12 protein-coding genes are annotated in these 14641 nt (G+C 35.3%); 7 read left to right on the top strand and 5 right to left on the bottom strand.

The window, feature by feature from the left end:
- Positions 1–62: 62 nt before the first annotated feature.
- Entirely contained in the window at positions 63–1481 is a 1419-nt protein-coding gene (locus RAH41_RS11785) for an amino acid permease (protein ID WP_331222670.1), read from the bottom strand.
- A gap of 679 nt (positions 1482–2160) precedes the next feature.
- On the opposite strand from RAH41_RS11785, the gene RAH41_RS11780 reads away from it, so the two are divergent.
- Positions 2161–3423: an efflux RND transporter periplasmic adaptor subunit gene (locus RAH41_RS11780; RefSeq protein ID WP_331222669.1), complete on the top strand. Its 1263-nt coding sequence runs from the start codon at positions 2161–2163 to the stop codon at positions 3421–3423.
- A 234-nt stretch (positions 3424–3657) separates the two neighbouring features.
- Here the strand turns inward: RAH41_RS11780 and RAH41_RS11775 are convergent, their stop codons facing one another.
- From RAH41_RS11775 to RAH41_RS11760, 4 genes are all read right to left on the bottom strand, one after another.
- Entirely contained in the window at positions 3658–4881 is a 1224-nt protein-coding gene (locus tag RAH41_RS11775) for an MFS transporter (RefSeq protein WP_331222668.1), read from the bottom strand.
- A 19-nt stretch (positions 4882–4900) separates the two neighbouring features.
- Positions 4901–5470, bottom strand: a complete 570-nt coding sequence (locus tag RAH41_RS11770; protein ID WP_331222667.1) for a TetR/AcrR family transcriptional regulator — start codon at positions 5468–5470, stop codon at positions 4901–4903.
- 216 nt (positions 5471–5686) lie between these two features.
- Positions 5687–5986 carry a hypothetical protein gene (locus RAH41_RS11765; RefSeq protein ID WP_331222666.1) on the bottom strand — a complete coding sequence of 100 codons (300 nt, stop codon included), beginning with the start codon at positions 5984–5986 and terminating at the stop codon, positions 5687–5689.
- A gap of 122 nt (positions 5987–6108) precedes the next feature.
- Positions 6109–7941 (bottom strand): prenyltransferase/squalene oxidase repeat-containing protein, encoded by a 1833-nt coding sequence (locus RAH41_RS11760; protein ID WP_331222665.1) that lies wholly within the window; start codon positions 7939–7941, stop codon positions 6109–6111.
- A 397-nt stretch (positions 7942–8338) separates the two neighbouring features.
- On the opposite strand from RAH41_RS11760, the gene RAH41_RS11755 reads away from it, so the two are divergent.
- The 6 genes from RAH41_RS11755 to RAH41_RS11730 all read left to right on the top strand — a co-directional run bounded on the left by RAH41_RS11755 (position 8339) and on the right by RAH41_RS11730 (position 14639).
- On the top strand, positions 8339–9673 hold the full coding sequence (locus RAH41_RS11755) for an aspartate aminotransferase family protein (RefSeq protein ID WP_331222664.1): 1335 nt from the start codon (positions 8339–8341) through the stop codon (positions 9671–9673).
- Positions 9670–10368, top strand: coding sequence for a CoA transferase subunit A (locus RAH41_RS11750; protein WP_331222663.1), 699 nt, complete (start codon positions 9670–9672; stop codon positions 10366–10368). The genes RAH41_RS11755 and RAH41_RS11750 overlap by 4 nt, the downstream gene beginning before the upstream one ends.
- Positions 10353–11015 (top strand): 3-oxoacid CoA-transferase subunit B, encoded by a 663-nt coding sequence (locus tag RAH41_RS11745; RefSeq protein WP_098846183.1) that lies wholly within the window; start codon positions 10353–10355, stop codon positions 11013–11015. The genes RAH41_RS11750 and RAH41_RS11745 overlap by 16 nt, the downstream gene beginning before the upstream one ends.
- Before the next feature lie 15 nt (positions 11016–11030).
- A complete protein-coding gene (locus tag RAH41_RS11740) occupies positions 11031–12344 on the top strand; it encodes a peptidase (RefSeq protein WP_331222662.1) in 1314 nt (437 codons plus the stop codon).
- Positions 12322–13185: a putative beta-lysine N-acetyltransferase gene (gene ablB / locus RAH41_RS11735; RefSeq protein ID WP_331222661.1), complete on the top strand. Its 864-nt coding sequence runs from the start codon at positions 12322–12324 to the stop codon at positions 13183–13185. Before RAH41_RS11740 ends, ablB begins: the two co-directional genes overlap by 23 nt.
- A 65-nt stretch (positions 13186–13250) precedes the next feature.
- Positions 13251–14639, top strand: coding sequence for a sigma-54 interaction domain-containing protein (locus RAH41_RS11730; RefSeq protein ID WP_331222660.1), 1389 nt, complete (start codon positions 13251–13253; stop codon positions 14637–14639).
- Positions 14640–14641 lie beyond the last annotated feature (2 nt).

Raw genomic sequence — 14641 nt, 5'->3', positions numbered from 1 at the left:
TCCTTGTGGCATTCTTTAATTATAAGTCTTTTTTTAATATTTTCTATAATTTATGAGCTGTTTTAGCTTATTTTAGTTTTATTATTGTTGTTCATGGTACCTAGTATACTGCGTTTCTTACCATATAATCCATACACAACAAGTCCTATAGCCATCCAGACAATAAAACGAATAAATGTAATACCTGGAAGACTGGCGATTAGATAAGCAGAAAATCCAATTCCGATTATTGGAATAATTGGAACCAATGGTGTTTTGAATCCTCTTTTTAAATCAGGACGTTTTACACGTAATACAATAATAGAAGAACAAATTAAGATAAATGCTGTTAACGTTCCGATATTAACTAATTCTGCAACTTCGTTAATTGGCGTAAAACCAGCAACAAATGCCGTAATTAAACCAATTAAGATAGTAGGACGATAAGGTGTTTTATATTTAGGATGTAATTTTGTAAACCATTTTGGTAATAGACCATCTCTACTCATTGAGAACCAAATACGTGATCCAGCCAGCATAAATGAGAACAATACTGATAGAATTCCTGTAATTGCAGCGGCAGAAATGATTAACGTAATCCACTTCATACCAATGTTACTAAAAGCTTTTGCTACAGGAGCTGCGTTATTAAGTGTCTCATACGGAGCCATACCTGTAATTATAAGTGACATTGCAACATACAAACATAAAGCGACACCTAATGATATGATAACTGCAAGTGGTAAATCACGTTGCGGTCTTTTTGCTTCTTCAGCGGCAGTAGTTAATGTGTCATATCCGAATACAGCAAAGAATACTAAAGCTGCTCCACTCATTACGCCATGAAAACCAAAAGGCATGAATGGGTGCCAGTTAGCTGTATTAATATGAAAACTTCCAACGCCAATAACTAAAAGAATAATGCCTAATTTGATGATAACCATTAATGAATTAAATTTAGAACCCATTTCAGTTCCTAATGTAAGTAAGCCCGCAATTCCAAGACTAACTAAAACGGCAATTAAGTCAACTTTGTGACCTGCTCCAGTACCAGGCGCGCCTTGTGCCCATACAGGAATATGAACTCCCATTTGTAATAAAAACTCTTGCATATAGCCAGACCATCCAATGGCTACTACTGCAACTACTAAGGCATACTCGAGTAACAAATCCCACCCGATTAACCAAGCTGTACCTTCTCCTAAAACAGCATAGCTGTAAGTATAAGCACTTCCTGCTACCGGTATTAATCCAGCAAATTCTGCATAGCACAATGCTGCTGCTGCGCTAGCTAAACCAGCAATAATAAACGATAAAAGAACTGCAGGACCAGCGTGTTCAGCAGCTGCTACACCGGTTAATACGAAAATACCTACACCTATAATCCCGCCTAAACCAATGGCAGTCAGTTGCCATAAACCTAGAACGCGATTAAGTCCGGTATTTTTAGCCCCATCCTGTTGAAGCTGTTCAATCGACTTTTTCCTGAAAAAAGCATTCATCAAAAGACTCCCCCTTTTTGTGAATAATCTGTATTTTTAGTAAATAAATTACACACCGCTTAAAAGAGTGCGTAGTAACTAATCAATTTGTACGAGCGAGTTGTATTAATTCCCATAATTGAAAGAGGAAAGGCTTTCAATTCCTCGAAATTATCGCAAGCGCTTTCTAATGCGAATACGCGAATACGAAATACTTTTAAAAGACCCATATCTTTGAAGAAATATCCTTTTCTACAAAGATATTTTTTGTATTGTAACATAGTTCAATAATACTACGCAATAATAGTATGAATGTTGTAAAAATTATAGTTTAATCTAATATAAACTAAATTTTAATTAAATTAATGAAAGTTTATGCGGAAATGCATAGATGCATCAAGGGGTTCTGTGACTTTTTTAGTAGACACTAATTATTCGTCCATTCTGGTAAAAATTAAAATATTAACGATAAAATTATTTTTCGAGAATTGAAATTTGAATATTCTGAAATAATGTTAATCTGGTCAAATCAACCAAATAATGAAATTAAAGGGACAAATGGAAGGCTTATTAAAAAAACATATTAAATATTTATCATTTTCTAAAAAATGTCCTTGAAACGCTTTTTAAAACAATAGACAATAGATATAGGAGAAGTCGTATTAAGTTTTTGGCAAGATAAGGAAGGGGCAAGAGTTTTATGGAAACGGCGAAAAGAATTGACGAAGAAAAAGAACAAGTAAAAGAAATTACGCCACGTCAGAAGAAATTTATTGTAATGGGAATCATTGTTCTTTTAATCGTTTCTGTGGTTCTTAGCGTAGCGGTAGTAGAAATTAGAGAAAGTAAATCTAAAACATTACAGTTTATCAGTCCAACGGTAAAAAGTTTTACCAAAACTGAAACTGTGTCTGGTCGTGTCGTACAAAGCCATACTGAAACAATTTACGTTAATCCAACTAAAGGTTCTATAAATGAGATTTTTGTTAAAGAAGGAGATACTGTCACTAAAGGGCAAAAACTTTTTTCTTATGAAGATACAACTATAGCAGCTGAAATAGGACAAGCAGAAGTTAATAAGAAGCTAGCAGAAACAACTGTTACGCAAAAAAACGACCAAATTGCATCATTAGAGAAAGAAATTCAAAATGCTATTTCAGCATCAACATCAACATCTAATCCAACTGATGCAAATAATACAGATAAAAATGCAACGAATACAACAAATACACCAGAGATTCAGTCGCTACAAACTGAACTTAATACTGCAAAAGAAGAGCTAAATGCTGCACAGCTAAAAGTAGAACAATATACACTTGAAGCGGAAAAGCTGAAAGCACAACAAAAATCATTAACTGTTAACAGTAATAATGATGGGGTAGTTCTTAACTTGAACAAAAGTATCGGTCAAGGTTATAAAGCAACAGATAAACAACAAATCTCAATTATGCAAATTGCTTCAAACGAACCTTTTCAAATTGAAGGAAAGCTAACAGAAGAAGAGAAAGCAAAAATTGAGCCAGGCCAAACAATTAAAGTCAGTTCAAAGGTAGTTACCGATAAGAGCTGGAAAGGAAGCATTTCAGAGGTAAGTAACTATCCTATGAATGAACAATCCACCAACCAAGATAAGAATTCCAAAAAAGAAGCTATACCATATTACACTTTTAGAGCAACGCTAGATTCACAAGAGAATTTATATCCTGGCTATGAAACAAATCTTGAAGTAGTCGTACAATCAAAGGATCTGTTAGCAATACCTCAGACGAGCGTTAAAGGATCAGGAAAATCAAAATATGTGTATGTACTTAAAAAAGGAACCATTTATAAACAAAAAGTTAAAACAGGACAAAAACAAGGGAAATATATTGCCATTCTCAAAGGAGTAAAGGAAGGGGATAAAGTAGGAAAAAATCCTTCCTGGACTGTCCGCCCTGGAACTAAAATTGATTTAGATAAGTAATAAATAGACGATCACGGTGGAAAATTCAGTGATCGTCTATTTGTTTCCTTAAAAACAAAAAAATGGCGTCTCCAAAAGTTAGGTTAACTGACTCGAGACGCCTTTTTTATATAAAGATTGTATTTAGTTAAAGTAGTAAAGGCCATCAAAAAAAGTAAACTTTTGATTAGACACAATAGAGTTTATAAATAAAACAAGTGTAACCCTAGTTTAGAAAATCTTGGATTAAAAAGTTTAGGAATTTCGTTCTAGTTTACTCTTAGAAGTTACCGTAGAAGCAGATTTGATAAAAAAGGATAATAAAAAACCTACTAAGAGAATGGCACCTAGGATTCCGAAAGAAAATAAATATTGCTCTATTTTTAGTAAGTAAATTGCTATAATCGGACCAGTACTAGCACCAAGGAAGAGAATAAATGCGTTAAACGAAATAGCACTTCCCCTAGCATCCCCAGCTAGTTGACTGATAATTGAGATGATTATAGGAGTTACAACTGCAATACCGGCTACAAATACTACACTCATTAGGACAATTAATGGCAAGTAAGAGTTAAGACCCATAGTAATCAGTCCAACAGTAGCCAAAGCTAATCCCCCTCTGAGAACAATTTTAATTCCAGTTTTTTGTGCAATTTTTCCGGAAAACAGTGATAGAAACATCCCAACGATCCCAACTGCTCGAATATTTAGGATCTCCTTGTTAGTAAGTGCGAACTTAGTCGAACTTAAATAACTTCCCAGTAGGGTATACATTCCAACTAAAGATAATAAGAGCATAAACGTGATAGAAAAAGCTAATAGTAACTGTTTTTGTTTTAGTAGAGTTGTCATTTGTTTAAACTTAATAAGTACATTTTCTTTTGTTCTTAGTATTTCATCTTTTGGAAGAATTCCTATAACGATTAGGGAAGTGACAAAATACAAAATTCCTAAAATAAAGAAAATAGCGTGCCATCCTAAATACTCATTTACAAGTCCGCTAAACACTTGTCCCACTATGCCTGCCATAAGAAGCCCTGAACTGATACATCCAATAGCTGTTAGCCTTTTTTGGGGAGGAAACATTTCCCCTACATATACTAATGAAATTGGAGCAAACGCAGCAGCTACAATCCCTTGAACCCCTCTTAGGATAATAAATCCGTAAAAATTGTCTACAAATCCAATGGCAATTGTAACCACTGTTAACACACTGATGCTCGTTACTAAAAAGACTTTTCGTCCATATCTGTCGGAAAATGGTCCGTAAAGGAGACACCCTAGTGCATAACATAGAGAAAATGAGCTTCCAATCCAAGCTGCTTGAGAAGAGCTAATCTGAAAGGATTGGATAAATACACTTGTTAAAGGAATAGTAATATACATGCTCGTTAAAATAACTAAACCACACCAAAATAATATCGTGGTTATTAAAAAATAATTCTTATTGTACGATGTTGTAATTTCCGGTTGAATCACCAGTAAAAATCCTCCTGTTTTAAGATTGACTTAGGATACTAATTCCCTTCATAACATGGTTTAATAATTCGTTGATATAGTCTTCATCTGGAACTTTTTTAAATATGAGTATCTGGAAGTAAATAGGACCATATAACATATCTAAAACTACATCCGAATTGATTGTGGATTGGATTTCACCTTTATCCATCGCAGTTTGAAGTAAATGTTTTGCTTCACTTCTTCTAAGGTTAAGATATGAAGTGTAAAATTTCTTAGCAATTTCTTCATTCTCTGTAACTATGGTTAATGTTGACTTTCCAATCTTGCTGTTAAGAATACGAGCTAAAGCTTCCATATGTTGATAAAAGGTATCCTTTATAGAATCATTGCTGTTAAATTTAAATTCTGAATCTGCTGTCATTAAAAAAGCATCTAACACAAGGTAAGCTTTATTTTCCCACCATCGATAGATAGTTGTTTTTCCGACTCCAGCTTCTGAAGCAATTGCTTCAATTGTTAAAGATGAATAATTGGTTAATTCTAACATCTCAATGGTTGCATTAAGAATCGCATTTCTACTACGAGGTTCTTTTTTCTTTCCTGTCAAATTGGTTTCAACTCCTTATTATAAAGTCGACAGTCAAAAACAAAACGATACGTACCGTTTTATTTTGTAATTACAATATACTTTTTGAAATACATTTTTGCAAGTTAAAAGAATTAACAAAACAAAGAGACCTATAAAATTCCCCTTAGTAATTCAAAAGAGGAAGCTTATAGGCCTTTTATTTAAAAAATATTAAAAAGTACTGTCTGCAATTATTTAAAACCAAGAACGTCTTCTACTGCTTTTTATCATATTCCACATTTCTCTTTGGTGATCAGGATCTTGTGGGTTAACGCCACAATTCATTAGCCATTGAGCAGCGTTTTCGCGTTGTTCTGCAGTAATTGTTACACTACAGCAATCCGATAGTCGATCGATCATATGGCATGCACCTTCTCGGCTTTTTAAATCATTTTTACGATATGATCGAAGAATACTATAAATGCGTGGAAACTTGCGAGGATCACAAACTTTACCACAAAATTCTCTCATTAAGCTTGGGTCAAGATTTCCCATAAAGCCACTCCTTTATTGTTTAAACCATTAACTAATATGACATGCACACAAATATTTTTTCAACAATGTATTATATGCAGTCAAAGAAAATATGGACAAGGCGTTTAACTAGAAATCATAAATTAGTCACTTGTCTTATACTTTTTTAGATAATGACTTAATGTCAATAAGGGCCAAATATAACGGTAGCTATGGTAATTTATATAAAAATGGCCTGGTAATCCCCCACCTGTTGGATAGGTCAGTCGCTTATCATGGATCTTTAACCAGTTTAAAATGTTGACGATACCATCCTCAATTTCACTAGTAGGATAATCGTTGATTGAAATGAGTGAATCCACAACCCATGAGGTATGAACAATGGTTGAATAAGAAAGAGGGATATACGTTCTTTCTATGTCGCTTTTACAAGACTCACCCCATCCACCATCTTCATTTTTTATAGTTAGTAACCATTTATTAGCTTTTTGAATGCTATGATGACTTGAAGGAATACCGACCGCTTTCATACCAGTAATAGCGGCCCATGTTCCATAAATATATGATATTCCCCAACGACCGTACCATGAACCATCTTCGTGTTGATGATGGATTAACCAATTAACCCCATCTTCAACTCTTGGATGAACCATATTTAATTTTAATTTGGATCCTAGAAATTCGATCGTTCGACCGGTCAAATCTGCTGTAGATGGATCAATTGCAGTATCAACGAAATTTTGGATAGGGAAAATAAGTTTTAAGTACTTGCTACTGTTTTTTTCAAATGAGGCCCATCCACCATCCTTATTTTGCATATCAAATAACCATTTCACTCCAGCGTTCCATGACTTCCTATAATCTTCATCTATTAAGGAGATATTAGTTGTCGACCTTAAAACTGCTTGTGTATCATCTACATCCGGATTTTGAGTATTGCTTTGAGAAAAACCCCATCCTCCTAAACAAGTCCTATGATCTTTCTCGACTATCGTATGTTGGAGAGAGACTAAATAGTTAGAAGCGGACTCAATCGCTTTATCATTTATCGGCACACCTGCTTCCTGCAATGCGTAACTAGTAAGTGCTGTATCCCATATTGTCGAAGGGGAATTTTGGATATGAAGGGAATCTTCCAATTCAAATAGGTAAGATTTTATACCTAAAATAGCATTTTGAATTACAGGAGAAGTAGTTTGATAGCCTAATGAAAGAAGTGCATAAACTCCAATAAAAGTAGCGCTGGCATAACTAGATAATGTTCCATCTCTTTCAATATTTTGAAGAATATATTTCTCAGCCTTCTTAATAGCCACTTTGGATAATGAATTAATGAAAGGCATTTTAAAGTTTGGGAATTTTCGCCTTCTGCTAAATTTATTGTTTGCAAACAAATGTTGTATAGTAGGCGTCCACTTATTTTTAGTCGTAAATTTTTTATGCCCTAATATTAAGAGAGGGGCAAAGTGAAATCGAACATAAGAACTAAATTTATAGAATGATAAAGGAAAAAACTTTGGCAAATTCATTAAAAGGAGAGGTACTGGAAAAAAACTAGGCCATTGGTACAATTCATGTAAAGCAAGCATAAATTTTGTGGAGATGTGTACATTCTCTAATCCCCCATTTTGACAAATGAACGCTTCTGCTTTCTTCATTTTTTCATCAGTAATTTCTATATAACCAGAGAACAGCAATGCAGTGTAGGCCTCAACGGTCACCGATAAATTACCTGAGTCATCATCAAATAGCTTCCAGGCCCCATTGGCATCTTGCTTTATCAATAAACGATTAACTAGCTTCTTAATTAGTTCTTCTTCATGACATTCAAGCGCTCTTAAAATAATAATCATATAGGCATCAGTCATAGGGCCGCTTTCAAAACAATATCTCCATGATCCATCATCACTTTGATCCGATTTAATCTTATCTATTAGACTATCTATCTCAACTCTAACTTTCTCGGATAAATCCATTTTTAATCTTCACCGCCAACCGATTGTGATTCGTATTTTTTCACGTTAAAAATGATAAATTGGCAGCTGGGAATCTACTCGACGAGGTTGCCAATTTTAGGGGTTAAGTATAAGTGCAACTACGTCTCTGACTTCATTTAAAAAATCCGCAGTCGACGGAGTTTTCTTTATATAGATATGTATTTGGCAATCAATTGGGGCGGGCAACTAGCTGTACAAATCTTATGTTAAAAGATAAAAACATCTAATTAATTTTTGAATACAAAGGTTAAGTGTAAAAAAATAAAAAGGAAGTATCTCAGAAAGAAAGAATACTAAAAAATACCCTCTATTTAAATTTCTAATATTTAGTAGTGTGGCTTTTTTCGTTTTATATAAGAAAGGATGGGGATAAAAAGTGGAAAGAGATTATTTAATTAAACCATTACTTGGCCAGCATTACCCTATGATTTCTCATGGAAAGGGTGTGTACCTATTTGATAAAGATGGCAATAGGTATATTGATGGTTCATCTGGTGCTATTACTGTAGGAATTGGCCATGGGGTTGAAGAAATCATTGATGTTATGACTGAACAAGCAAAGCAAGTCTCTTTTGTTTATCGTTCACAATTTACTAGTGAACCTGCTGAGAAGCTAGCAAAGAAGCTGAGTGATATTACCCAAGGTGATCTAAATTGGACGTTCTTTGTTAATAGTGGCACGGAAGCAACAGAAACAGCTATGAAACTAGCGATACAGCATTATCAAGAAAAGGGAGTGAAGGGGAAGAATAAAATCCTCTCACGCTGGATGAGCTACCATGGGATAACAATTGGAGCACTATCTATGTCGGGTCACCCTTTAAGACGCCAAAGATTTGTACCAATCTTGGAGGATTACCCTTCAGTTTCACCACCATATTGTTATCGCTGTCCTTTCAACTTAGAACATTCATCTTGTGATTTAGCATGTGCATCTGAATTAGAAACAGCCATTGATCGAATTGGTCCTGAAAATATTGCAGCTTTTATTGCTGAACCAATTATTGGTGCTGCAGGTGGTGCGATTGTACCAACAAAAGGTTACTACCAAAGAATTAAAGCTATTTGTGAAAAGTACGATATCTTACTAATTGCAGACGAGGTTATGACTGGCCTTGGGCGTACTGGAAAAATGTTTGCAATGGAGCACTGGGGTGTTCAGCCTGATATCGTTACGCTTGGAAAAGGATTAACATCTGGCTATACTCCGATGGCTGCAACGATTGCCAGTGATCGCGTTATTGAACCAATTATGCAAGGCTCAAAGCTTGTTATGAGTGGACATACTTTTAGTGCTAACCCACTATCAGCTGCTGTTTCATTAGCTGTAATTGAGTATGTTGAAAAGCATAATTTAGTACAAGCAGCAGAAGAAAAAGGCAATTATCTGTTAAATAAGCTCCAAGGATTAAAAGAGAAATTTCCATTCATAGGAGATGTTAGAGGAAAAGGTTTGTTAATCGGCCTTGAATTTATTCACGGTATTAAATCGAGTTCCTTTATTCAAAAAGTAATGAGTAAGGGGTTACTATTATACCCTTCTGTTGCTGGAAAAAACGGAAAAGAAGATTCAGCTTTCATGATTGCGCCACCTTTAACGATTACATATGGAGAAATTGATGAATTACTTCAAATTCTTACAGATGGTTTAAAAGAATTGGAAGCGGAACAATCCCATCTATCTTATACAGCTAAGGGGGACATCGTATGAATTTAGTTGAAAATACTTACAAAAAAATAACAACAATGGAACAAATCCATCAATTTTTTCATGACGAAATGACACTTATGGTTGGAGGATTTGGAGGAGTCGGTTCACCGCCAACTTTACTTCAAGCACTATTTGAAAGTGGAGCTAAGAATCTTCACTTGATTTGTAATGATACTGGATTTCCGGATATTGGTATCGGAAGGATGGTAAGAAATGAAAGGATCAAGTCAATTGTGACATCTCATATAGGATCGAATCCGTTTGCAGGAAAATTAATGACGGAAGGAAAGCTCAAAGTAGAATTTTCACCGCAAGGTACGTTAGCAGAGCGTATCCGTGCTGGAGGAATGGGGCTTGGAGGAGTTTTAGTAGATGTAGGTCTTGATAGTATGGCAGAAAACGGTAAAGAGAAAGTATCTGTAAAAGGTAAACAGTTTCTAGTTGAAGAAGCTCTTAAAGCAGAAGTCAGTATTATTTTTGCAAAGAAAGCTGATCCATTTGGAAATTTGGTTTTTGACAAGAGTGCAAGGAATATGAATCCTCATATGGCTATGGCAGGAGATATTACGATTGTAGAAGCGGAAGAAATTGTTCCACTTGGCTCGTTGAACCCTGAGGAAATCGTAACTCCAGGTGTATTTGTTAATTACATAATTTCATCAGAAGGAGTGAACTGGAAATGGGCATGGGAATAGACTTTCGTCAAAAGATTGCAATGCGAGCTGCTAAGGAAATAAAAAACGGAATGATTGTAAATTTAGGGATCGGAATTCCATCCATTGTACCTGATTACTTACCGGAAGATGTCCACGTCATGTTCCATGCGGAAAATGGCGTTATGGGAATTGGACCGAGTCCCGAAAAAGGAAAAGAAGATGAAAATTTATGTAATGCAGGTGGCTTCCCAATAACTGTTTTAAAAGGAGCTAGTTATTTTGATAGTGCTACTGCTTTTGGCATTATACGAAGAGGCTTACTAGATTTAACGGTTCTAGGAGCATTACAAGTTAGTGAAAAAGGAGATTTAGCAAACTGGATTGTACCTGGAAAGCGTGTACCGGGAATAGGTGGAGCGATGGATTTAGCTCAAAAAGCTAAAAGAGTAATCGTTGTTATGAATCATACCGATAAAGCTGGGAATCCAAAAATTGTCAAAGAATGTAGTTTGCCATTAACTTCTAAATCTTGTGTTGATTTAATCATAACGGAAATGGCTGTAATTGAAGTAGTCAATAACACTTTGGTGCTTAAAGAACTAATGAGTCCATATACTGTAGAGGATGTAATCGAAAAAACTGGTGCGAAACTAGAAATTAGTACGGACTTAAAAATGTTTATATAGAAAAGGGTGAAGAGGATGAGTCATTACAAAAAAGTTATTCAAGATTATATAAGCAATCATAAAGATAAAACAATTGATCTTCTAAAACAGTTAGTAATGGAAAATAGTGTGTCTGGTAATGAGAGTAAAGCACAAGCAATTGTCCTTGAAAAGCTGAGGGAGCTTGATTTGGATTTAGACGTCTGGGAACCAGATCTAAAAGAAATGAAAGAGCATCCTTATTTTATTTCAACAAGAGACAGTTTTACCGGTAGTCCTAATATTGTCGCTACGCTTAAAGGAACGAGCGGAGGAAAGTCCATGATTCTAAATGGACATATAGATGTTGTACCAGAAGGAAATATTCAGCAATGGACTTACCCTCCTTACAGTGCAACCGTTGTAGATAACAAGCTTTATGGGCGTGGGGCAACTGACATGAAAGGCGGAAATGTTGCGCTAATTTTAGCGATTGAAGCAATTAAAAGAAGTGGAATAACACTAAAAGGTAATGTTTATTTTCAAAGCGTAATCGAGGAAGAGAGCGGTGGTGCTGGTACACTTGCTACAATTTTACGAGGCTATACAGCTGATGGTGTTATTATCCCTGAACCAACAAATATGAAGTTTTTCATTAAGCAACAAGGATCAATGTGGTTCCGTCTAAAGGTAAAAGGTAAGGTAGCACATGGAGGTACTCGTTACGAAGGTGTGAGCGCTATCGAAAAAAGCGTACTCATCATTCAACAAATTCAAAAACTTGAGCAATTACGAAATCAACGAATAGCTGATCCGTTATATGATGGCGTACCGATTCCAATTCCAATTAATATTGGAACAATTAATGGTGGAACATGGCCATCTTCTGTATCTGATTTAGTGACTTTAGAAGGAAGATTCGGAGTAGCACCAAATGAAAAATTAGAAGATGCAAAAATAGAATTTGAGAATTGGATAGATCATATTAAAAATCTTGATGATTGGTTCGTAGAAAATCCTGTAGAAGTAGAGTGGTTTGGAGCAAGATGGGTTCCTGGTACTGTTGAAGCTGATAGTGAATTAGTGAAAACTTTGCAACGAAATTATCTTGAAACAATGAAACAAAACCCAGTAGTTGAAGCTGCACCATGGGGAACAGATGGAGGATTATTTACACAAATTTTAAATATTCCAATGATTGTTTTTGGACCGGGGGAGACAAAAGTAGCTCATTACCCAGATGAATTTATTGATTTAGATCAAATGTTTTTAGCAGCAGAGATCATTGCTTGTACATTAATTGACTGGTGTGGAGTTGAAGGTCAACAACATGAAGGTGAGGGAGTATATGAAAACGAAAAAGTATTATGAAACAATTAAAGTTCAACAGGAAAACTACTATTTCGAAGGTGCTTTAGATTATTTTAATGAGCGAATTCGAGTTGATTTTTACCTAGGGAATGCATCACTATTAATCGAGAGAATAGAAAAACTAGCAAAAGAGCACAAATTTACTAAGCTAATTATTAAAGCAAGAAGTGAACATTTATATTCATTCTTACAAGCAGGATATATGATTGAATCTGCACTGAAAGGCTATTTTCAAGGTAGTGATGGCTTTTTTGTTACGAAATATGCTAGCCAAGAGAGAAGAAATAGTCTTTATTGGGCCGCTGGAGATGATATTTTAGATGCTGTTTTAAAGAGTGATCGATCAAACGAAAAAGTTATTCCAGACGGTTATGTTTTACGAAGAGCTGAAAAAAAAGACTCAACTAAACTTGCTAAATTATATGGTCAAGTTTTTAAGGTATATCCTACACCTTTAAATGAATCCGCTTATGTTGAAAAGACGATGGATGAAGGGACTATTTATTGGGTCTATGAGAAAGATGGAAATATTGTAAGTGCAGCATCTGCTGAAGTGGACTTCGGTCAAAGAAATGCCGAGCTAACAAATTGTGCAACGCTTGAAGAGCATCGTAAGCATGGTTTGATGAAGGAGCTAATGAAGAAGTTGGAACAGGATTTAGTAAGCCAATCGGTTTATTGCTCTTATACGATAGCGCGATCATTATCATATGGAATGAATGCAGCCTTTCATCAATTAGGGTATAAGTACACTGGAAGAATGACAAACAACTGCTATATCTTTGATAAATTAGAAGATATGAATGTATGGGTGAAAGATCTTTCAAAAGTAGTCTTTTAATGTCAAACTGCCGAAAAGTGAGCGTTAAATCGCCAAGTTTTCGGCAGTGAAAGGATGGTTATAAAATGAACGCAACAATTCCAACTAATGAAATGATTAGTGCCATATTAAATAGTATCGATGAATCAATTCACGCAGTCGACAAAAATGGAATGACTATATTTTATAATCAAGTTGCGGCTGACCATGACGGTGTTTCAGTTGAAGAGGTTCTGGGAAAGCATGTACTAGAAGCTTTCCCTTCTTTAACGAAAGAAACAAGTACCTTACTGAAAGTACTAGAAACAAAGCAAGCGATTATTCAACAGCCTCAACGCTATGAAAATATTAAAGGCCAATTCATTGATACTGTTAACACGACAATTCCAATCGTTTTGGATGATCAATTGATCGGTGCTGTTGAAATTGCAAAGGATTATTCTACAATTAAATCGCTTGGTGAGAAAGTATTAGACTTACAAGCGAGGATTACACCGCAAGTAAAAAAAGGAAAAGCTAAGCAAGTTCACTCATATACGATATCAGATATATTAACAGATGACCCTGCTTTAATAGCCGTAAAAAATCAAGTTGAAAAGGTAGCAAATGCAGATTCTGCAGTACTTGTAGTTGGTGAAACTGGAACTGGGAAAGAACTTTTTGTCCAGTCAATTCACCATAGTTCAAATAGAAGTGAAGGCCCTTTTATTGCGCAAAACTGTGCTGCTTTACCAGAATCATTACTGGAAAGTATACTATTTGGCACAACAAAGGGTAGTTACACGGGAGCGATTGATCGAGCAGGGTTGTTTGAACTTGCAGATGGTGGAAGCTTGTTTTTAGATGAACTAAATTCGATGCCTTTAGAGCTCCAAGCCAAGCTACTAAGGGTACTAGAGGATGGAGTTGTTCGCCGAATAGGTGATCAGAAGACCCGTAAAGTGAATGTAAGAGTAATCGCCGCAATTAATGAATCACCTTTAGATTGCGTTCAAAACGGTATCATGCGACCGGATTTGTATTATCGTTTGAATGTTTTTTCTTTGTTCATACCACCGTTAAGAGAAAGGAATTTTGATATAGAGTTGCTCACGTCTCATTTTGTTGAGCAATTCAATGAACGTTTCTCAAAGAATATTCGAAATGTAGAACATACTGTATTCGAGTTATTCCACCAATATAATTGGCCTGGTAATGTCCGAGAACTAAAGCATACGATTGAGCATGCGATGATTATGGCAGAAGGGCATACTCTTACGGTTAAACATCTTCCAATTCAACTACAGCAGATTAAGAAAAGTACTGAGACAAAAGGAGTTCAGCCTTTACGTTCTGCAATGCAAGAAATGGAAATTTCACTTATTAAACAAGCATTGCTACAAACAAATTCTAATATTCAACAAGCTTCAGTACTACTTGAAATACCTAGGCAAACTCTTCAATATAAGATTCAAAAGTTAAATATCGTAGTATAAAC

Source organism: Gottfriedia acidiceleris (assembly GCF_036421055.1).
Lineage (GTDB): Bacteria > Bacillota > Bacilli > Bacillales > Bacillaceae_G > Gottfriedia > Gottfriedia acidiceleris_C.
The sequence above is the reverse complement of the archived record's forward strand: the minus strand, read 5'-3'. Positions and strand labels throughout refer to the sequence as shown.